The 20,031-nt window shown below is 60.9% G+C and carries 21 protein-coding genes and 3 tRNA genes; 20 read left to right on the forward strand and 4 right to left on the reverse strand.

Features of this window, described 5'->3' with window-relative positions; genetic code table 11:
* Positions 1 to 61: 61 nt before the first annotated feature.
* Positions 62 to 1,048, reverse strand: coding sequence for an aldo/keto reductase (locus J2J98_RS07930; protein ID WP_064707081.1), 987 nt, complete (start codon positions 1,046 to 1,048; stop codon positions 62 to 64).
* A 145-nt stretch (positions 1,049 to 1,193) separates the two neighbouring features.
* Between J2J98_RS07930 and J2J98_RS07935 the strand changes: the two genes are divergently transcribed.
* On the forward strand, positions 1,194 to 1,595 hold the full coding sequence (locus tag J2J98_RS07935) for a (R)-mandelonitrile lyase (RefSeq protein ID WP_064706919.1): 402 nt from the start codon (positions 1,194 to 1,196) through the stop codon (positions 1,593 to 1,595).
* 5 nt (positions 1,596 to 1,600) lie between these two features.
* Here the strand turns inward: J2J98_RS07935 and J2J98_RS07940 are convergent, their stop codons facing one another.
* The gene (locus J2J98_RS07940; RefSeq protein WP_138395127.1) at positions 1,601 to 2,206 is read right to left on the reverse strand and encodes a class I SAM-dependent methyltransferase; all 606 of its coding nucleotides are present in this window, start codon (positions 2,204 to 2,206) and stop codon (positions 1,601 to 1,603) included.
* Between the two features lie 164 nt (positions 2,207 to 2,370).
* Between J2J98_RS07940 and J2J98_RS07945 the strand changes: the two genes are divergently transcribed.
* Together J2J98_RS07945 and J2J98_RS07950 are read left to right on the forward strand one after the other, a co-directional pair.
* Complete coding sequence (locus tag J2J98_RS07945) at positions 2,371 to 2,733, forward strand: hypothetical protein (protein ID WP_064706921.1); 363 nt, start codon at positions 2,371 to 2,373, stop codon at positions 2,731 to 2,733.
* A gap of 479 nt (positions 2,734 to 3,212) precedes the next feature.
* On the forward strand, positions 3,213 to 3,761 hold the full coding sequence (locus tag J2J98_RS07950; RefSeq protein WP_207602811.1) for a glutathione peroxidase: 549 nt from the start codon (positions 3,213 to 3,215) through the stop codon (positions 3,759 to 3,761).
* A 25-nt stretch (positions 3,762 to 3,786) separates the two neighbouring features.
* On the opposite strand, the gene J2J98_RS30760 is transcribed toward J2J98_RS07950, so the two are convergent.
* Both J2J98_RS30760 and J2J98_RS07955 read right to left on the reverse strand, forming a co-directional pair.
* Positions 3,787 to 3,999, reverse strand: a complete 213-nt coding sequence (locus J2J98_RS30760; protein WP_138395129.1) for a hypothetical protein — start codon at positions 3,997 to 3,999, stop codon at positions 3,787 to 3,789.
* 309 nt (positions 4,000 to 4,308) lie between these two features.
* A tRNA-Val gene (locus J2J98_RS07955) sits at positions 4,309 to 4,384 on the reverse strand.
* Positions 4,385 to 4,797: 413 nt separating this feature from the next.
* On the opposite strand from J2J98_RS07955, the gene J2J98_RS07960 reads away from it, so the two are divergent.
* From J2J98_RS07960 to J2J98_RS08040, 17 genes are all read left to right on the forward strand, one after another.
* A tRNA-Asp gene (locus J2J98_RS07960) sits at positions 4,798 to 4,874 on the forward strand.
* Positions 4,875 to 4,925: 51 nt separating this feature from the next.
* Positions 4,926 to 5,002: transfer RNA gene (locus tag J2J98_RS07965), tRNA-Asp, on the forward strand.
* A gap of 247 nt (positions 5,003 to 5,249) precedes the next feature.
* A complete protein-coding gene (locus tag J2J98_RS07970) occupies positions 5,250 to 5,615 on the forward strand; it encodes an NADH-quinone oxidoreductase subunit A (RefSeq protein WP_007626195.1) in 366 nt (121 codons plus the stop codon).
* Entirely contained in the window at positions 5,606 to 6,190 is a 585-nt protein-coding gene (locus tag J2J98_RS07975; protein WP_207602812.1) for a NuoB/complex I 20 kDa subunit family protein, read from the forward strand. Before J2J98_RS07970 ends, J2J98_RS07975 begins: the two co-directional genes overlap by 10 nt.
* Positions 6,191 to 6,208: 18 nt before the next feature.
* On the forward strand, positions 6,209 to 6,811 hold the full coding sequence (locus J2J98_RS07980) for an NADH-quinone oxidoreductase subunit C (RefSeq protein ID WP_138395131.1): 603 nt from the start codon (positions 6,209 to 6,211) through the stop codon (positions 6,809 to 6,811).
* A gap of 65 nt (positions 6,812 to 6,876) precedes the next feature.
* Positions 6,877 to 8,067 (forward strand): NADH-quinone oxidoreductase subunit D, encoded by a 1,191-nt coding sequence (locus J2J98_RS07985; protein WP_064706925.1) that lies wholly within the window; start codon positions 6,877 to 6,879, stop codon positions 8,065 to 8,067.
* The gene (locus J2J98_RS07990) at positions 8,067 to 8,339 is read left to right on the forward strand and encodes a hypothetical protein (protein WP_064706926.1); all 273 of its coding nucleotides are present in this window, start codon (positions 8,067 to 8,069) and stop codon (positions 8,337 to 8,339) included. Before J2J98_RS07985 ends, J2J98_RS07990 begins: the two co-directional genes overlap by 1 nt.
* Before the next feature lie 16 nt (positions 8,340 to 8,355).
* Positions 8,356 to 9,519, forward strand: a complete 1,164-nt coding sequence (locus J2J98_RS07995; RefSeq protein WP_207602813.1) for an NADH-quinone oxidoreductase subunit E — start codon at positions 8,356 to 8,358, stop codon at positions 9,517 to 9,519.
* Between the two features lie 10 nt (positions 9,520 to 9,529).
* A complete protein-coding gene (nuoF, locus tag J2J98_RS08000) occupies positions 9,530 to 10,834 on the forward strand; it encodes an NADH-quinone oxidoreductase subunit NuoF (RefSeq protein WP_207602814.1) in 1,305 nt (434 codons plus the stop codon).
* Positions 10,835 to 10,836: 2 nt separating this feature from the next.
* Positions 10,837 to 11,520 carry a hypothetical protein gene (locus J2J98_RS08005; RefSeq protein WP_064706929.1) on the forward strand — a complete coding sequence of 228 codons (684 nt, stop codon included), beginning with the start codon at positions 10,837 to 10,839 and terminating at the stop codon, positions 11,518 to 11,520.
* Positions 11,521 to 11,739: 219 nt separating this feature from the next.
* Positions 11,740 to 13,821: an NADH-quinone oxidoreductase subunit NuoG gene (gene nuoG / locus J2J98_RS08010; RefSeq protein WP_064706930.1), complete on the forward strand. Its 2,082-nt coding sequence runs from the start codon at positions 11,740 to 11,742 to the stop codon at positions 13,819 to 13,821.
* Between the two features lie 12 nt (positions 13,822 to 13,833).
* A complete protein-coding gene (gene nuoH / locus J2J98_RS08015) occupies positions 13,834 to 14,877 on the forward strand; it encodes an NADH-quinone oxidoreductase subunit NuoH (RefSeq protein WP_064706931.1) in 1,044 nt (347 codons plus the stop codon).
* A gap of 40 nt (positions 14,878 to 14,917) precedes the next feature.
* Positions 14,918 to 15,409 carry an NADH-quinone oxidoreductase subunit NuoI gene (nuoI, locus tag J2J98_RS08020; protein ID WP_004680064.1) on the forward strand — a complete coding sequence of 164 codons (492 nt, stop codon included), beginning with the start codon at positions 14,918 to 14,920 and terminating at the stop codon, positions 15,407 to 15,409.
* 140 nt (positions 15,410 to 15,549) lie between these two features.
* Positions 15,550 to 16,164: an NADH-quinone oxidoreductase subunit J gene (locus J2J98_RS08025; protein WP_038692451.1), complete on the forward strand. Its 615-nt coding sequence runs from the start codon at positions 15,550 to 15,552 to the stop codon at positions 16,162 to 16,164.
* 23 nt (positions 16,165 to 16,187) lie between these two features.
* Complete coding sequence (gene nuoK, locus J2J98_RS08030) at positions 16,188 to 16,496, forward strand: NADH-quinone oxidoreductase subunit NuoK (protein ID WP_003587269.1); 309 nt, start codon at positions 16,188 to 16,190, stop codon at positions 16,494 to 16,496.
* 7 nt (positions 16,497 to 16,503) lie between these two features.
* Complete coding sequence (gene nuoL, locus J2J98_RS08035; protein ID WP_207602815.1) at positions 16,504 to 18,504, forward strand: NADH-quinone oxidoreductase subunit L; 2,001 nt, start codon at positions 16,504 to 16,506, stop codon at positions 18,502 to 18,504.
* A complete protein-coding gene (locus J2J98_RS08040) occupies positions 18,504 to 20,015 on the forward strand; it encodes an NADH-quinone oxidoreductase subunit M (protein ID WP_064706933.1) in 1,512 nt (503 codons plus the stop codon). The genes nuoL and J2J98_RS08040 overlap by 1 nt, the downstream gene beginning before the upstream one ends.
* The last annotated feature ends 16 nt before the right edge of the window (positions 20,016 to 20,031 follow it).

Raw genomic sequence — 20,031 nt, forward strand, 5'->3', positions numbered from 1 at the left:
CTTGGGAAAATGTCTCAAGCCCGGCCAGGCGGACAGCCGGGCTTGAACGGGCTGTCAGGGCTTACCAGCGCTGATGCACATGCGGCGCGATCAGTCGCTCGTAAATCTCGCGTGTCGCCGCCATGACGTCAGCCGAGAGCGGCGCGAGATCCGCGGCCGCCGCATTGGCTCTCGCCTGTTCGGCATTGCGGGCGCCTGGGATGACGACAGTGACGGCTTCAGCCATAAGGATCCAGCGTAGCGCAAAGGCGGCCATGGTGGCGCCCTGAGGCACCAGCTTGCGCACTTCCTCGACTGCCTGCAGCCCGACCTCGAGAGGTACGCCCGCAAAGGTCTCGCCGACATCGAAAGCTTCGCCGTGGCGGTTGAAATTGCGGTGGTCGTCGCTGGCAAACTGCGTCTCGCGACTTATCTTGCCGGAGAGAAGGCCGCTTGCCAGCGGTACGCGGGCGATGATCGCCACGTTCCTGCGGCGCGCTTCCGTGAAGAACAGATGGTCGGGGCGCTGGCGGAAGATGTTGTAGATGATCTGGGTGCTAACGACGCCAGGATATTCGATCGCCTTCAGCCCGTCCTCGACCTTTTCGACGCTGACGCCGTAACCCTTGATCTTGCCGGCCTTCTGTAGCGCGTCGAGGCCCTCGAAGACCTCGGGCTGGTAAAGCACTTCGCGCGGCGGGCAGTGCAACTGTACGAGATCGAGACTGTCGACCGCAAGATTCTTGAGGCTGCGGTCGATGAAGCCTTCGAGATTGGCCTTGCTATAGCCTTCCGCGACATGTGGGTTGAGGCGGCGGCCTGCCTTGGTCGCGACCATCGGGCGCTCGCCGCCGCGCGTCTTCAACACATCGGCAATGATCTTTTCCGAGCGACCATCGCCGTAAACATCCGCCGTGTCGATGAACGTCATTCCGGCATCGAGTGCGGCATTCAGCGCCGCCCGCCCGTCCGCCTCGCTGATATCGCCCCAGGAGCCGCCGATCTGCCAGGCGCCGAAGCCGATATTGGTGACGGTGAAAGGCATGCGGCCGAAAGCATGGTGTCTCATGAAAAAATCTCCCCAGGTTATGAAGAAATGCTGGCCTATCAGGCGGGCGGCCGTGCGGCAATTGCCGATCCGGCTTTGACGTGTCGCCTCGATCAAATATCGTCGTACCGCAGAGCTTCAACAGCATGGAAGGAAAGGAACGATCATGGAGATCAAACCCGCCGGCTCCAGCCCCTCGATGAAACCGCCCGCCGACTATTTCACCGGCGCCGTGCGCCAGGATCCGCTGATCGAGCCGCCGGCGCCGGCCCGGGTGAGGGCAACCTCTGTCACCTTCGAACCGGGCGCTCGCACGGCCTGGCACACGCATCCGCTCGGCCAGACGCTGATCGTCACCTCAGGCAAGGGCCTCGCCCAGAGCTGGGGCGGCGACATTCGCGAGATCCGCGCCGGCGACACCGTGTGGTTTGCGCCGGGCGAAAAACACTGGCACGGCGCTGGCCCGGACACGGCGATGACGCACATCGCCATTCACGAGGCATTGGACGGCAGCCATGTCGCCTGGATGGAAAAAGTCAGCGACGAACAATATTCCGGCAAGCCGTAAGCTGATCAAAGGCGCTTCAGGCAATAGGAAAAATGCGCATGCGATTCGACCGTCAGGAATTCGAATTGCCAGCCATAATCCTTGCAGAATTTCGTAACCGCCTCGACGACGCCGTAGACGATTGGCTTGACCGTGTTGCCGGTGCAGAAATCATGGCCGGCAATGCGTCCTGTCCGCTTCACCTTCTTATCGCAGAGCAGGAGCTCCTGCCAGGTGAGCTCGAACGAATGGTCGGTGTCGATATAGGCCCAGTCGAGGAAGTCGTCTTCGAATTCGGCGAGCTGTTCGAGCGACGTGCCTTGCATCAGGTGCAGCCGGCCGGCTTCGATCTCGGCGGCGAAATTCGTGTGGATCGCGTCGAGCCCGGAGCTGTAGCGATCCATCGACCAGGGATCGATGAGATAAAGCTGCGCCGGGCGATTTTTTTCCAGGATCTCCGCCGTATATTCGCCAAAGGCTGCGCCCACCTCGACGCCGATGCCGCCATTCGGAATCCGGTAGAGCAACTCGCCGCGATTCGGCAGCAGCCGGGCGTTTTCCAAATGATGGGCGCTGAGCGGGGTGCGCGGCATGCTCGCCCGCAGTGCCTGCCTTTCTTCACGTGTCTTCATCTCTGATCTCGGAATTGGGGCGGCTGACGGCCCTGATGCGGTTCGAGGGGAACGTAGGAGCAGCCGATGCGGATGACAACGGCATGACAAGAATTTGCTTCTTTCCGACAAAGCGTTAAGTTTTGCCTGTAGACCGACGAAAGAGCCCTGGGAGGAGCGATTTCATGAGACGGACGTGGCCTGAAGAGTTCAATGCAATCATAGCCGATGCCGAAGAAGTGATGCTGGAATCGTCCGCTGAGACAGGCGCCGGCGAGCCGCTGCACCGGAAAGCGCTGAAGGCGCGCATCACCATGGAAGATTACGAGCGAATCTGGCCGCTCGCCGAGATGCGTTTCCGGTTGAGCGAGGAGAAATTCGCCGGCAAGGCCATCACCCTCATCACTACCAACCCACATTACCATCCCTGGCATCCAAAGGATGGCGGCAGCGTCGAATCCGTCTCGGACAGCGGCCGCCACTACAAGACGGATTACCTCGTCGTGCATTTCCTGCTCGATGACGTAAGGGAAACCTCGCCCGCCTGACGGGCCGCCCCGGCGTTGGCGGAGGCGACGCCGGGCGCGCTGACGCCGAGTTGATCCCTAACCCTGATGACAATGGCGGCGATATCGTTAGAGCTTTTCCGGGTTAGCCTGAAGAATTCTGTTGGCTCAAACGGAGTCGGTTGGTCGACCGGCCGGCGCGCGGCGTAGCCCAGCTCTGCGGCCAAGCCGGCCGGTCGATCAGCCGGCCCGTTTCAGCCAACCTCCCGCAGATTTGCGTGGCAAATCTGCACGACCCCAGAATCACCGGACGCACTTGTCGCTTCGCCACGGCCAAGCGGTGCGGCCGGTGGGCCGGGCATCTCTAGCCAGGATCAAGGCGATTGGCTCGGACGTACCTTTGGGTATGCCCTTCGTCGATCGCCTTTGCCCTGACGAAAACCTGCTCCGGCAGAATGCTTCAATGTAACCCGGAAAAGCTCTAAGCTCCCGGAACGATCCTTGCCAATTTGGAGGTTCCCGTGACGGGCAATGTGCTGGATATTCGGGTGAAATCACTGAATGGTCGACAGACCGAACTGAACGAATACCAGGGCAGGGTGCTCCTGATCGTCAACGTCGCCTCGAAATGCGGGCTGACGCCGCAATATGAGGGGCTTGAAAGGCTCTATAGGGAAAAGCGCGACCGCGGCTTCGTCATCGCCGCTTTCCCCGCCAACGATTTCAAGGGTCAGGAACCTGGCACCGACGCCGAAATCCTCGATTTCTGCACCAGCACCTACGATGTCACCTTCCCGATCTTCGCCAAGATTTCGGTCAAGGGTGAGGCCCAGCACCCGCTCTACCGGCAACTGACCAAATCGGGCGTGAAGACGACGGGCGATGGTCCGATGCGCGAACGCCTGAAAGCCCATGGCATTTCAGGCGGCGACGAGGACGACATTCTCTGGAATTTCGAAAAATTCCTGATTGGCCGCGACGGCAAGGTCGTCGCCCGCTTTGCGCCCGATGTGACGGCAGATGATTCGCGGCTAGTTTCGGCGGTGGATCAGGAACTGGCGAAGGGATGAGTTGCCAGCAGGCTGAGCAGGATCTTCAGATCCCGAGCACGGTCACAAGCGGAGGCGTAAAGTCCTTGAAGCCCAGTCTCGGCTGGTCGCACCTTCTGTCAAACTTCGTCTTCGGTACGTGGCGCAGGCATTTCGGATTCGTCTTGAATGCGTATCCGGGCAGACTGACATATGTCGCGCTTGGCGCGCAAAGGGCAATCGCGATGCACAACGTCAATGCGGAACATAGAGTTCTCATGGCACCCCCCGCGCCGCAAGCCTTCAACCGTGGAGACTTCCGGGCGACGAATAGTCTCACTTTTGCGCGCCCCCATCCATTCGCCCAATAGGAGGTGCGCGGAGGCTGGAGTAGTCCGTTTTGGTGGAGATCCGTTTCCAGACGGCGCGTATTTGACCTGCCGGACAGCTATGCTGCGCAGGAACGTCTTGCCGAATGCCGCGTCGCGTTCATAGCCGACGGCTTCAGAGGCAGTTACCTGCATGAGCCAATCAGCGCACATGTGACCGCGGCAGTCGACATCACTCTTGGGAACTTGAGGGGGAGGAATGGTGGGCGATGAGAGACTCGAACTCCCGACATCCTCGGTGTAAACGAGGCGCTCTACCAACTGAGCTAATCGCCCTTCGCTGGCGAAGCCGGATCGGCCTGCTGCGTTGGTGGCCGTGATCTATGCGGATCGCGGCAAAACCGCAAGAGTGTTTGTGAAGAATTTTTGATTTTTTTGGCGGTGGTCGTCTCCCTTGCCGTATGGATCGGGCGCGACCGGGCTGTGGAAAAAGGGAAGGGGAAGGCGGCGGGCATATGAGTTTTGCCGGTGCTGCCGGCTTCGAACATGCTGTGGTTGGGCTGCGGATTACGGAATTGCCGGCTTTCCGGTGGCGAGGCGGCGGCTTTGTCAAAACAATTCAGCGGCTGTCATGGTTTTGTCTCCAAACCTGCTTGACACTAAAAGGCGAACCCCGTAGTTAGCCGCTCATCGAAACGGGCAGCCGTTTTGGTGGGGGTGCGAAGGCATCCGGATTGCTTGAAATGAATGCGGGTGTAGCTCAGTCGGTTAGAGTGCCGGCCTGTCACGCCGGAGGTCGCGGGTTCGAGCCCCGTCACTCGCGCCATTTCAAAGCAGGCGTCCAATCGCCGCCGTCCGGCTCTTCCGTCCGTCATGCGCGGGTGTAGCTCAGTCGGTTAGAGTGCCGGCCTGTCACGCCGGAGGTCGCGGGTTCGAGCCCCGTCACTCGCGCCATTCCTTCCGAAAAGCCATGCAATTTCCAGGGGTCAGGCATGCAGCTTGAATCGGCTTCTGCGGATTTGTCGCGACATCGTTGCATCTGCTTGATAATGTCCGCGCGCGGCGCGTCGAATTGCCTCTGTAAAAGTCTTGCGCCGGGGCGTCGGCTGCGCTAACCACGGCTTGTTGCAACGCACGTTCGCTTGCCGGGCAATTGCCCAAATGCGCTGCCTGGCGCCTCCGGCAAGCAAGGATGAACATGATGACTGAACTGCTCAGTTCCTATATTCCGATCGCTATCTTCATCGCCATAGCGCTCGTTATCGGCCTGGCGCTGCTCATTGCGCCGTTCGCCGTGGCTTTCAAAGCGCCCGATTCGGAAAAGCTCTCGGCTTACGAATGCGGTTTCAACGCCTTCGACGACGCCCGCATGAAGTTCGATATCCGCTTCTACCTCGTGTCGATCCTCTTCATCATCTTCGACCTCGAGGTCGCCTTTCTCTTTCCCTGGGCCGTTTCCTTCGGCGCCATCGGCTGGTTCGGCTTCTGGTCCATGATGGTCTTCCTCTTCGTGCTGACCATCGGCTTTATCTATGAATGGAAGAAGGGAGCCCTGGAATGGGAGTGACCGCTGTGAGCAATCAGCCGCTCGTCGCGCCGCAGCCGAAGGGGATCATTGACCCTTCGACCGGCAAGCCGATCGGCAGCAATGACGCATTTTTGGGCGAGATCAACAACGAGCTCGCCGACAAGGGTTTCCTCGTCACCTCGACGGACGAGCTGATCAACTGGGCCCGCACCGGCTCGCTGATGTGGATGACCTTTGGTCTGGCCTGCTGCGCCGTCGAAATGATGCAGCTCTCCATGCCGCGTTATGACGTCGAACGCTTCGGTTTTGCGCCGCGCGCTTCGCCGCGCCAGTCCGACGTGATGATCGTCGCTGGCACGCTGACCAACAAGATGGCGCCGGCTCTGCGCAAGGTCTACGACCAGATGCCCGAGCCGCGCTACGTCATCTCGATGGGCTCCTGCGCCAATGGTGGCGGCTACTATCACTATTCCTATTCCGTGGTGCGTGGCTGCGACCGCGTCGTGCCGATCGACATCTACGTGCCGGGCTGTCCCCCCACGGCGGAAGCGCTGCTTTATGGCGTGCTTCTGCTGCAGAAGAAGATCCGGCGCACCGGCACGATCGAACGCTAAGGGTTAAGGACAAGGCATATGAGTGAAGCCCTGACTGAGCTTGCCTCCTATCTTGGCGAAGCGCGCGGCAACCTGATCGCCGCATCGCAGATGAAGTACGGCGAGCTGACGCTGACGACAACGGGTGAAAACCTGATCGCGCTGCTGACCTTCCTGCGCGACGACGCCAAATGCGGCTTCGTCAACCTGATCGATATTTGCGGTGTCGACTGGCCGCAGCGTGAGCTGCGCTTCGATGTTGTCTACCATCTGCTGTCGCCGAAGAGAAACCTGCGCATCCGCGTCAAGGTGGCTACCGACGAGGATACGCCGGTGCCTTCGGCCTGCGCCGTCCATCCCGGCGCCGACTGGTTCGAGCGCGAGACCTGGGATATGTACGGCGTGCTCTTTACCGGCCATCCGGATCTGCGCCGCATCCTGACCGACTACGGCTTCGAAGGTCACCCGCTGCGCAAGGACTTCCCGACCACCGGTTTCGTCGAGGTCCGTTACGACGACGCGGCAAAGCGCGTCGTCTATGAGCCAGTGGAACTGAAGCAGGAATTCCGCAACTTCGACTTCATGTCGCCATGGGAGGGAACTGAATATGTTCTGCCTGGCGACGAAAAGGCGAAGCAGTAGGATCTAAAAACTACACTATTGCCTATTGCCCACTGGCTAATGCCTGCAATAGCGGAGCACGCAGCATGACCGAACATAACGTCCGCAACTTTAACATCAATTTCGGACCGCAGCATCCGGCGGCGCACGGCGTTCTTCGTCTTGTCCTGGAGCTTGACGGCGAAATTGTGGAGCGGGTCGATCCGCATATTGGGCTGTTGCATCGCGGCACCGAGAAGCTGATCGAGACCAAGACCTATTTGCAGGCTGTGCCCTATTTCGATCGCCTCGATTATGTCGCGCCGATGAACCAGGAGCATGCCTATGCGCTCGCCGTGGAAAGGCTGCTTGGCATCCAGATCCCGATCCGCGGCCAGTTGATCCGCGTTCTCTACTCGGAAATAGGCCGCATCCTCTCGCATCTCTTGAACGTCACGACGCAGGCCATGGACGTCGGCGCGCTGACCCCGCCGCTCTGGGGTTTCGAAGAGCGTGAAAAGCTGATGGTGTTCTACGAGCGCGCCTCCGGTTCGCGCATGCACGCGGCTTATTTCCGTCCGGGCGGTGTCCACCAGGATCTGCCGGAAAAGCTCGTGCAGGACATCGGCGATTGGTGCGATCCTTTCCTGAAGGCGCTCGACGACATCGACAACTTGTTGACCGGCAACCGCATCTTCAAGCAACGCAACGTCGATATCGGCATCGTCTCGCTTGAGGATTGCTGGGCCTGGGGCTTCTCCGGCGTTATGGTGCGTGGTTCGGGTGCTGCCTGGGATTTGCGTCGCGCCCAGCCCTACGAATGTTATTCCGACCTCGAGTTCGATATCCCGATCGGCAAAAACGGCGACAATTACGACCGCTATTTGATCCGCATGATCGAAATGCGCGAATCGGTCCGCATCATGAAGCAATGCGTCAACCGCCTGCTCTCCGATGCGAAGACCGGTCCTTACTCGTCGATCGACGGCAAGGTCGTTCCGCCGAAGCGCGGCGAGATGAAGCGCTCGATGGAAGCGCTGATCCACCACTTCAAGCTCTACACCGAAGGCTACCATGTGCCGGCGGGTGAGGTTTATGCTGCCGTTGAGGCCCCTAAGGGCGAGTTCGGCGTATATCTCGTCTCCGACGGCTCCAACAAGCCTTATCGCTGCAAAATCCGCGCTCCTGGTTACGCCCATCTGCAGGCGATGGACTTCATGTGCCGCGGCCATCAGCTTGCCGATATCGCCGCCGTCCTCGGCTCACTCGACATCGTTTTCGGCGAGGTGGACCGCTGATGCGACTTCTGCCGCTGGCCGTCGCAATCCTTCTCTCGGCGTCCGGGGTTTCGGCCCAGGAGGCCGACACCCTCGGCACGCCGCTGGGTCATAAGGAAGTGACGCCGCCGGGGCAGCAATCGTCCATGGGCGAGCTTTTGTCCAAGGGCTATCAGATCAAGGCCGCCATTCCGAATGGCGGCAAATTCGTCGTATTTATGCAGAAAGACCAGTCGGCCTATGCCTGCGAAATGCAGTCTTTGACCGCTTCGCGGTGTGGAACCCTAAACTGACAAGGCGTGAGGAAGAATGTCCGTTCGTCGATTAGCCGAAGATCAATTTCAGCCTGCCGCATTCGCTTTCAGCGATGAAAATGCGGTCTGGGCGGACAAGACGATCCAGAAATACCCCGCCGGCCGCCAGCAGTCGGCAGTCATTCCGCTACTGATGCGGGCGCAGGAACAGGACGGCTGGGTCACGCGCGCGGCGATCGAAAAGATCGCCGACATGCTCGACATGGCCTATATCAGAGTGCTCGAGGTCGCGACCTTCTATACGCAGTTCCAGCTGCATCCTGTAGGCACGCGCGCCCATGTCCAGGTCTGCGGCACGACGCCGTGCATGCTGCGCGGTTCGGAAGCGCTGATGTCGGTCTGCAAGAGCAAGATCCATGCTCATCCCTTCGAGCGAAATGCCGAAGGCACGCTCTCCTGGGAAGAGGTCGAATGTCTTGGCGCCTGCGTCAACGCCCCGATGGTGATGATCGGCAAGGACACCTATGAGGATCTGACGCCCGAGCGTCTCGAAGAGATCATCGATGCCTTTGCCGCAGGCAGTGGCGCGAGCATCAAGCCGGGCACCCAGATCGACCGCATATTCTCGGCGCCCGAAGGCGGTCCGACCTCGCTGACGACGGAAGAGCCGAAGGCAAGGGCACGCGCCAAGAAGACCGATGCCGGAACCGTGTCGGCTCCCGCTGACGGCGCGCCGGTCCCGCCTTCCGAGGCCGCCCGCCCGAAGAGCACCGATGCCGAAACTAATGCCGCGCTGAAGACGCCGGCAACGGCTCCGAAGGCGGCTGCGAAGAACGCCAAGGCAGCCGAGGAGCAGCCGGTTTCCGGCACAGCGCCTGCCGAGCCGGCGCCGGCCGCCGCCAAGGCCGAAACCGCCCCGGCGGCCAAGCCCAGCCTGACCGACAAGAACCGCCCGGCCGGCATCGAAAAGCCCGCCGCACCGGATGATCTGAAGATGATCTCGGGCGTCGGTCCGAAGATCGAGGCGACATTGAATGAAATCGGCATCTTCACCTTCTCGCAGGTCGCGGGCTGGAAGAAGGCCGAGCGCGAATGGGTCGATGGCTACCTGAATTTCCGCGGCCGCATCGAACGCGACGACTGGGTCAAGCAGGCCAAGGCGCTCGCCAAGGGCGGCGAAGCGGAATATATCAAGGTCTTCGGCAAGAAGCCGCGGTAAGAGGTGAAGCATGTTACAAGATAAAGACCGCATCTTTACCAACATCTACGGCCTCAAGGACAAGTCCCTGAAGGGCGCAATGAGCCGCGGCCACTGGGACGGCACCAAGCAGATCCTCGAAAAGGGCCGCGACTGGATCATCAACGAGATGAAGGCCTCTGGCCTTCGCGGCCGCGGCGGCGCCGGCTTCCCCACGGGTCTCAAATGGTCCTTCATGCCGAAGGAAAGCGACGGCCGCCCGCATTACCTCGTCGTCAATGCCGACGAATCGGAGCCTGGCACCTGCAAGGACCGCGACATCATACGCCACGATCCGCATACGCTGATCGAAGGCTGCGTCGTTGCAAGCTTCGCCATGGGCGCCAATACCGCCTATATTTATGTGCGCGGCGAATACATCCGCGAGCGCGAAGCGCTGCAGGCGGCGATCGACGAATGTTATGATTATGGCTTGCTCGGCAAGAACAACAAGCTTGGCTGGGACATGGACATCTTCGTCCATCACGGCGCCGGCGCCTATATCTGCGGCGAGGAAACCGCGCTGCTCGAAAGCCTCGAGGGCAAGAAGGGCCAGCCGCGCCTGAAGCCGCCGTTCCCCGCCAATATGGGCCTCTACGGCTGCCCGACGACTGTTAACAACGTCGAGTCGATCGCTGTCGCGCCGACGATCCTGCGCCGCGGCGCCGGCTGGTTCTCCGCCATCGGTCGTCCGAACAACGTCGGCACCAAGCTGTTCATGCTCTCCGGCCACGTCAACAAGCCGTGCACGGTCGAAGAGGAAATGGGCATCACCTTCCGCGAACTGGTCGACCGCCACGCCGGCGGCATCCGCGGCGGCTGGGACAATCTGCTCGCCGTCATTCCGGGCGGCGCATCCTGCCCGATCGTTCCGGCCAAGGATATCATCGATTGCCCGATGGATTTCGACGGCCTGCGCGGCGTCGGCTCCTCTTTCGGCACGGCTGCGTCGATCGTTATGGACAAGTCCACCGACGTCATCAGGGCGATTGCCCGCATCTCCTCCTTCTTCAAGCATGAGAGCTGTGGACAGTGCACGCCCTGCCGCGAAGGCACGGGCTGGATGTGGCGGGTGATGGAGCGCATGGCCAAGGGCAATGCCCAGAAGCGCGAGATCGACATGCTGTTCCAGGTGACGAAGCAGATCGAAGGTCACACCATCTGCGCCCTCGGCGATGCCGCCGCATGGCCGGTTCAGGGCCTGATCCGCAACTTCCGTTCCGAGATCGAAAAACGCATCGACCAATATACGGCAAGCGCCCTCGACCACGGCGCGGTTCTGGAGGCGGCTGAATAATCATGACGGACAAGGCATCCAAGAGTGGGAAGAAGGAAGAGACTGCCGATTTCGCGGCCGGCTTCGGCCGTCTTGCCGCGGAGATGCTGGAAAACGCGCAGGCGATGCCTGTGCATCCGCTAATGGCGCACCCTGCCGCAGCCTTTGCCGCCGCAACGGCAATCGGCTTCGGCTTCTCGACGCAGATGGCGGGCGCCGTTTTCGGAGCCTTCCAGAGCGCTCTGGAAACCACCGGGAAGCTCGCTGCAGCCCTTGATGACACGCCGCCGGACGAGCCGGCGCCTGAAGTCGACATCCAACCGGAGAATATCCGTACGGCCGGCAAAGCTCTCAGCAAGCCCGCGGCCGAGAAGCCTGTGGTCGAGAGGAGAGCGGGGCCGAGATTGACGGTTGTCAAGCCGACTAGCGCGCCGGTTCCGGCAAGCCAGCCAAAGCCGGCTGTGAAGGCGAAAGCTGCTCAGCGGGCTGCAAAGGCCGACGATCTCAAGCTGATCGCCGGCATCGGCCCGAAGCTGGAGCAAGTGTTGAATGCCAAGGGCATTCGCAGCTTCGCCGAGATCGCCGCCTTGACCGATGAGGATATCGCGCGGCTGGACGCGGAGCTTGGCTTTAACGGCCGCATCGCGCGTGACGACTGGATTGGTCAGGCGAAGGTTCTGGCCGGGCGGGGTCGCAGAAGGAAATGAACTGTCCGGCCATGAACTGGCCGGAGATATGGCGGATCGGCGAAGGGGCGGGGCCTCACGCTGCAGATGCCGGTGCGGGTTCCGCGTCTGGAACGCGCGACAGAGAATTTGGGCGACATCGGCTGTCGGCAGGACGAAAGGTCCGGCTCGGCAAAGAGAATGTTGCAAAACAGGTTTGTTTGTCGGCATCCGGCAAACGGGAAACAGGACTGAGCGACGATGGCAAAACTGAAGATTGACGGCAACGAGATCGAAGTTCCGGATCATTTCACGCTATTGCAGGCGTGCGAAGAGGCCGGTGCTGAAGTTCCGCGCTTCTGCTTCCACGAGCGCCTCTCGGTCGCCGGCAATTGCCGCATGTGCCTCGTCGAAGTGAAGGGCGGTCCGCCGAAGCCGCAGGCCTCCTGCGCCATGAGCGTGCGCGACATCCGCGGCGGCCCGAACGGCGAGCTGCCGGAGGTCTTCACCAATACCGCGATGGTCAAGAAGGCCCGCGAAGGCGTAATGGAGTTCCTGCTGATCAACCATCCGCTGGATTGCCCGATCTGCGACCAGGGCGGCGAATGCGATCTGCAGGACCAGGCGATGGCCTTTGGCATCGACACCTCGCGCTACCAGGAAGACAAGCGCGCCGTCGAGGACAAGTATATCGGTCCGCTCGTCAAGACGGTGATGAACCGCTGCATTCATTGCACACGCTGCGTCCGCTTCACCACCGAGGTCGCAGGCATTTCCGAACTCGGCCTGATCGGCCGCGGCGAGGATGCCGAGATCACCACCTATCTCGAACAGGCGATGACCTCCGAACTGCAGGGCAACGTCGTCGACCTCTGCCCGGTCGGCGCGCTCACCTCCAAGCCCTTCGCCTTCACCGCGCGCCCTTGGGAATTGAACAAGACCGAATCGATCGACGTGATGGATGCCGTCGGTTCCGCAATCCGCGTCGACACTCGCGGCCGTGAGGTCATGCGCATCCTGCCGCGTGTCAACGAGGCGATCAACGAGGAGTGGATTTCCGACAAGAGCCGCTTCATCTGGGACGGTCTTAAGACCCAGCGCCTCGACCGGCCCTATGTCCGCCGCGACGGCCGCCTGCAGCCCGCGACCTGGGCAGAGGCCTTTGCCGCCATCAAGACCGCGGTCGGCGCCACCTCCGGCGACAAGATCGGTGCAATCGCCGGCGACCTTGCTTCGGTCGAGGAAATGTATGCGCTGTCCGAACTGGTGAAGTCGCTGGGATCGGAGAATCTCGACTGTCGACAGGATGGGGCGGCACTCGATCCGTCGCTCGGCCGTGCAAGCTACATCTTCAACCCGACCATATCGGGCATTGATGAGGCCGATGCGCTGCTGATCATCGGCGCCAATCCGCGTTTCGAAGCGGCCATCCTCAATGCCCGGATCCGCAAGCGCTGGCGCCGCGGCAAGTTCCCGATCGGCGTGATCGGTGAGCCCGGCGAACTGCGCTACAACTATGATTATCTCGGCGGCGGTCCCGACACGCTGAAGGATCTGGTCGACGGGAACCATGCCTTCGCCGACGTCCTGAAGAACGCCGCCAAGCCGATGATCATTATCGGCCAGGGCGCGCTGTCGCGCAGCGACGGCGCCGGCGTTCTCGCAAGTGCCGCCAAGCTTGCCGGTTCGGTCGGTGCGGTCGTCGACGGCTGGAACGGCTTTGCCGTCCTCCATACGGCCGCTTCGCGTGTCGGCGGCCTCGATCTCGGCTTCGTGCCGGGCGCCAAAGGCGTCAATGCCGCCGAAATGCTGACGACGATGGACGTGCTCTTCCTGCTCGGCGCCGACGAACTCGACTTTACGACCAAGAAAGCCGGGCTCACCGTCTACATCGGTTCGCATGGCGACAACGGCGCCCATCACGCCGACGTCATCCTGCCGGCCGCAGCCTATACCGAAAAGTCCGGCACCTGGGTCAACACCGAAGGGCGCGTCCAGATGGGCAACCGCGCGGGCTTTGCGCCGGGCGATGCCCGTGAGGACTGGGCGATCATTCGTGCCCTGTCCGACGTGCTCGGCAAGAAGCTCCCCTTCGATTCGCTGCGTGAACTGCGCGCCCGGCTCTATGCCGCTTTCCCGCATTTTGCCGCCATCGACGAGATCGCCGAAACCGATAGCGCCCAAATTGCCGCAGTCGCGAAAAAAGCCGGCAAGATGAACAAGTCAGGGTTTGCGTCACCGGTCAAAGACTTCTATTTGACGAACCCGATAGCGCGCGCCTCGGCTGTCATGGCCGAGTGCTCGGCATTGGCCCGCAACAACTTCAAAGTCGCGGCAGAGTAAGGGCAGGAACTCATGGATTCTTTCTTCTCAACCTATGTCTGGCCGGGGATCATCATGATCGGTCAGTCGCTGCTGCTTCTCGTCTGCCTGCTCGTCTTCATTGCTTACGTGCTGCTTGCCGACCGTAAGATCTGGGCGGCGGTGCAGCTGCGCCGCGGTCCGAACGTCGTCGGTCCCTTCGGCCTGTTCCAGTCCTTCGCCGACCTTCTGAAGTTCGTCTTCAAGGAGCCGATCATTCCGGCCGGCGCCAATAAGGCGGTGTTCCTGCTGGCGCCGCTGGTGACGGTGCTTCTCGCGCTGTCGACCTGGGCGGTGGTGCCGCTCGCCGACGGCTGGGTGATCGCCAACATCAATGTCGGCATCCTTTATATCTTTGCGATCTCATCGCTCGAAGTCTATGGCATCATCATGGGCGGTTGGGCGTCGAACTCGAAGTATCCATTCCTCGGTGCGCTGCGCTCGGCCGCACAGATGGTGTCCTATGAAGTCTCGATCGGCTTCGTCATCGTCACTGTTCTGCTCTGCGTCGGATCGCTCAACCTGACCGACATCGTCAATGCACAGCACAATGGCGTCGGCACCATGCTCGGCCTGCCTGCCTCGTTCCTCGACTGGCACTGGCTGTCGCTGTTCCCGATGTTCATCATCTTCTTCATTTCGGCGCTCGCCGAGACGAACCGTCCGCCTTTCGATCTGCCGGAAGCCGAATCGGAACTCGTCGCCGGCTTCATGGTCGAATACGGCTCCTCGCCATACATGATGTTCATGCTCGGCGAATATGCCGCCGTCTGCCTGATGTGCTCGCTCACGACGATCCTCTTCCTGGGCGGCTGGCTGCCTCCGGTCGATATCTGGATCCTCAACTGGGTCCCCGGCATCATCTGGTTCATGCTGAAGGCCTGCTTCGTGTTCTTCATGTTTGCGATGGTCAAGGCCTTCGTCCCGCGCTACCGCTACGACCAGCTCATGCGCCTCGGCTGGAAGGTCTTCCTGCCGCTGTCGCTCGCCATGGTCATCATCGTTGCATTCGTGCTGAAGCTGATGGGGTGGGCGTAATGATGCCCGCTCTCGTTTCCGGCAAAATTGGAGGTTGAAGATGGCAAGCTTGTCCAGCTCCATCAACTCGCTGTTCCTCAAGGAATTCTTCGGCGCGTTCTTTCTGTCGATGCGTTATTTCTTCCGCCAGAAGGCGACCATCAACTACCCTTTCGAAAAGGGTCCGGTCTCCCCGCGCTTCCGCGGCGAACATGCGCTGCGCCGTTATCCGAACGGCGAGGAGCGCTGCATTGCCTGCAAGCTCTGCGAGGCGATCTGTCCTGCCCAGGCGATCACCATCGAGGCCGGTCCGCGCCGCAACGACGGCACGCGCCGCACGGTGCGATACGACATCGACATGGTGAAGTGCATCTATTGCGGCTTCTGCCAGGAAGCCTGCCCGGTTGACGCGATTGTCGAAGGCCCGAATTTCGAATTTGCGACGGAAACCCGCGAAGAGCTCTATTTCGACAAGGCGCGCCTTCTCGATAACGGAGACCGGTGGGAGCGTGAAATCGCCCGCAACATCGCGATCGACTCGCCGTACCGCTGAGTGAGATCTGAAATGCCGCGATGGAGCTGCTCGCTCCTGCCGCGGTCAATATGCACAGGAGCTTTGCCGGCGAGTGCCGCGAAGCTTCATCGGGCAGGGAAACTCCCGGCTGCCCGGGGGAAGATGAAAAAGGCACCAACATGGGTCTGCAGGCTCTATTTTTCTATCTTTTCGCCTTTGTCGCAGTGGCGTCGGCGTTCATGGTCATCTGGGCGAAGAACCCGGTTCACTCGGTTCTGTTTCTGATCCTGGTGTTCTTCAACGCGGCCGGCCTCTTCCTGTTGCTCGGCGCCGAGTTCCTGGCGATGATCCTGCTTGTCGTCTATGTCGGCGCGGTCGCCGTTCTTTTCCTCTTCGTGGTGATGATGCTCGACATCGACTTCACCGAATTGAGGGCCGGCGTTCTCGAATATGCGCCGATCGGCGGATTGATCGGGATCATTTTGGCGGCCGAACTGATCGTCGTCATCGGCGGCAGCGTCATCTCGCCTGACATCGCCAAATCAGTCGCCATGCCGATCCCTGCGCTGACCGAACGCACCAATACGGCCGCTCTCGGCGACGTGCTCTACACCAACTACGTCTATTTCTTCCAGATTGCCGGCCTGGTGCTGCTGGTCGCCATGATCGGCGCGATCGTGCTGACGCTGAGACATCGCACCAACATCAAGCGGCAGAATATTTCCAGGCAGGTTGCCCGTACGCCCGCCACCGCCGTCGAGGTGGTTACGGTCAAGCCAGGGCAGGGCGTCTAAAGGCAGGTCAAGGAACAAAGAACATGGTCATCGGACTTTCCCACTACCTGACGGTCAGCGCCATCCTCTTCACGCTCGGCGTCTTCGGCATCTTCCTGAACCGGAAGAACGTCATCGTCATCCTGATGTCGGTCGAACTGATCCTGCTTGCCGTCAACATCAACATGGTCGCCTTCTCTTCCTTCCTGAACGACATTGTCGGCCAGGTCTTCGCACTGTTCATTCTGACGGTTGCGGCTGCCGAAGCGGCGATCGGTCTTGCAATTCTCGTTGTCTTCTACCGCAACCGCGGCTCGATCGCGGTCGAAGACGTCAATATGATGAAGGGCTGAGTGGCTCATGTTCCTCTATAAGGCTATTGTCTTTCTTCCCTTGATCGGCGCGATCATCGCCGGCCTTTTCGGCCGCGCCATCGGCGCCAAAGCTTCGGAATATGTCACCAGCGGCCTGATGATCATTGCCGCCATCCTGTCCTGGATCGTCTTCTTCACCGTCGGCATGGGCCACCTTGAAGGCGGGCCGATCAAGGTCGAGGTATTCCGCTGGATCCAGTCCGGCGGCATCGACGCCTCATGGTCGCTGCGTGTGGATACGCTGACCTCCGTCATGCTGATCGTCGTCAACACGGTCTCGACGTTGGTGCATATCTATTCGATCGGCTACATGCACACCGATCCGCATCGTCCGCGCTTCTTCGCCTATCTCTCACTCTTCACTTTCGCGATGCTGATGCTGGTGACCTCGGACAACCTGGCCCAGATGTTCTTCGGCTGGGAAGGCGTCGGTCTCGCCTCCTATCTGTTGATCGGCTTCTGGTTCAAGAAGCCTTCGGCGACGGCCGCGGCGATGAAGGCCTTCATCGTCAACCGTGTCGGCGACTTCGGCTTCGTGCTCGGCATTGCCGGCGTCTTCGTTCTGTTCGGCTCGATCAACTTCGACACGATCTTCGCCAACGCGTCGAACTTCGCCCCGCATGAAGGCGGCGGCGAGGCGGGCGAGGTGATCCTCAACCTCTTCGGCATGCAGCTCGACAAGGCGCACGCGCTGACCGGCATCTGCCTGCTGCTGTTCATGGGCGCCATGGGCAAATCGGCCCAGTTCCTGCTGCACACTTGGCTGCCGGACGCCATGGAGGGCCCGACCCCGGTCTCGGCCCTCATCCATGCCGCCACCATGGTCACCGCCGGCGTTTTCCTCGTCGCCCGCATGTCGCCGCTCTTCGAACTGTCGCACGATGCGCTCGTTGTTGTCACCGTGATCGGTGCGATCACCGCCTTCTTCGCGGCAACCGTCGGCCTCGTACAAAACGACATCAAGCGCGTCATCGCCTATTCCACCTGCTCGCAGCTCGGCTACATGTTCGTGGCGCTGGGGGTAGGGGCTTATGGCGCGGCGATCTTCCATCTCTTCACCCACGCCTTCTTCAAGGCGCTGCTCTTCCTCTGCGCCGGCTCGGTCATCCATGCCGTCGATGGCGAGCAGGACATGCGCTACATGGGTGGCCTGCGGCCACACATCAAGGTGACGTTCTGGCTGATGATCATCGGCACGCTGGCGATCACCGGCGTCGGCATTCCCTTCACGCCGATCGGCTTTGCCGGCTTCTTCTCCAAGGATGTGATCATCGAGGCGACCTATGCTTCACATTCGCCGGTCGCGGGCTTCGCCTTTTCGCTGCTCGTGATCGCGGCTCTCTTCACCAGCTTCTATTCCTGGCGGCTGATCTTCATGACTTTCTTCGGCAAGCCGCGCGCGTCGCACGAGGTCATGCACCACGTTCACGAGTCGCCGCAGGTCATGCTGGTACCGCTTTATCTGCTCGCGATGGGCGCGGTGCTGGCGGGCGTGATCTTCGAGGGCCGTTTCTACGGCGAGGAGTATGCCGAGTTCTGGAAGGGCGCGCTCTTCACCAGCGCTGAGAACGAGCTCGTGGAAGAGTTCCATCATGTGCCGGCGCTGGTGGCCTTGAGCCCCTTCATCGCCATGCTGCTCGGCTTCGTCATTGCCTGGTACATGTATATCCGCTCGCCGCAGACGCCGCGCGTCCTCGCCAGACAGCACCGGGTTCTCTACAATTTCCTGCTCAATAAGTGGTATTTCGACGAACTCTACGACTTCCTCTTCGTCCGTACGGCAAGGGCACTTGGCCGCTTCCTGTGGAAGAAGGGTGACGTCGGCGTCATCGATACCTATGGCCCGAACGGCGTCGCAGCCCGCGTCGTCGCCGTCACCGACAGGGTGGTCCGCCTGCAGACCGGTTACCTCTATCACTATGCCTTCGCGATGCTGCTCGGCATTGCGGCGCTCGTTACCTGGATGATGCTCGGGAGTTCCTTCTGATGACCGCTTGGCCTATTCTTTCAACGGTCACCTTCCTGCCGCTTGTCGGCGTGGTGCTCCTGCTCTTGATGAACGGCGACAGCGAAAGCGGCCGGAAGAACGTGCTGTGGATCTCGCTGATCACCACTGTCTTCACCTTCGTCGTCTCGCTCTTCATCTGGATCGGCTTCGACAATGCCAATCCGGGCTTCCAGATGCTCGAAAAGCATGATTGGCTCGGCACCGGCATCGGCTATCACGTTGGCGTCGACGGCATCTCGATGCTGTTCGTCATCCTGTCGACCTTCCTCATGCCCTTCTGCGTGCTGGCGAGCTGGCTCTCGATCGAGAAGCGCCTGAAGGAATACATGATCGCCTTCCTCATCCTCGAAACGATGATGGTCGGCGTCTTCGTGTCGCTCGATATCGTGCTCTTCTACGTCTTCTTCGAGGCAGGCCTCATTCCGATGTTCCTGATCATCGGGGTCTGGGGCGGCAAGGACCGTGTCTATGCGAGCTACAAGTTCTTCCTCTACACGCTGCTCGGCTCGGTGCTGATGCTGCTCGCCATCATGGCGATGTACTGGCAGGCCGGCACGACGGACATCACCGCGCTGCTCGCTTACAAGTTCCCGCCCGCGCTGCAGACCTGGCTCTGGCTTGCTTTCTTCGCCTCCTTTGCGGTGAAGATGCCGATGTGGCCGGTCCATACCTGGCTGCCCGATGCGCACGTTCAGGCGCCGACGGCGGGCTCGGTGATCCTGGCCGGCGTGCTCCTGAAGCTCGGCGGCTACGGTCTCATTCGCTTCTCGCTCGGCATGTTCCCGGTCGCCTCCGACTATTTCGCGCCGCTCGTCTTCGCTCTGTCCGTCATCGCCATCATCTACACCTCGCTGGTGGCGATGATGCAGGACGACATCAAGAAGCTGATCGCCTATTCCTCGGTGGCGCACATGGGCTACGTGACCATGGGCATCTTCGCTGCCAATATGCAGGGTGTTCAGGGTTCGATCTTCCAGATGCTGTCGCACGGCATCGTCTCCGGCGCGCTCTTCCTCTGCGTCGGCGTCGTCTACGACCGTACCCACACCCGCGAGATCAATGCCTATGGCGGTCTCGTCAACAACATGCCTAAATATGCCGTCGCGATGATGGTGTTCACCATGGCCAATGTCGGACTTCCCGGCACCTCCGGCTTCGTCGGCGAATTCCTGACGCTGATCGGCGTCTTCCGGGTCAACACCTGGGTCGCGCTCTTTGCCGCCACCGGCGTCATCCTCTCGGCCGCTTACGCGCTTTGGCTCTATCGCCGGGTGATCTTCGGTGCGCTGGAGAAGGAAAAGCTGAAGGCATTGCTCGATCTTTCGCCACGCGAGCAGTTGATCCTCTATCCGCTCGTCGCACTGACGATCTTCTTCGGCGTATACCCGGCTCCGGTCTTCGACGCGACGGCCGCCTCGGTGGATCTGCTTGTCAACAACTACACGGCCGCCGTGCACGCAGCGCAGAATGTTGCGCTGTCTATGAAATGATGACGGGACTTATCGC

It is taken from the genome of Rhizobium bangladeshense, from assembly GCF_017357245.1.
In the GTDB taxonomy this organism is placed as follows: Bacteria; Pseudomonadota; Alphaproteobacteria; order Rhizobiales; family Rhizobiaceae; genus Rhizobium; species Rhizobium bangladeshense.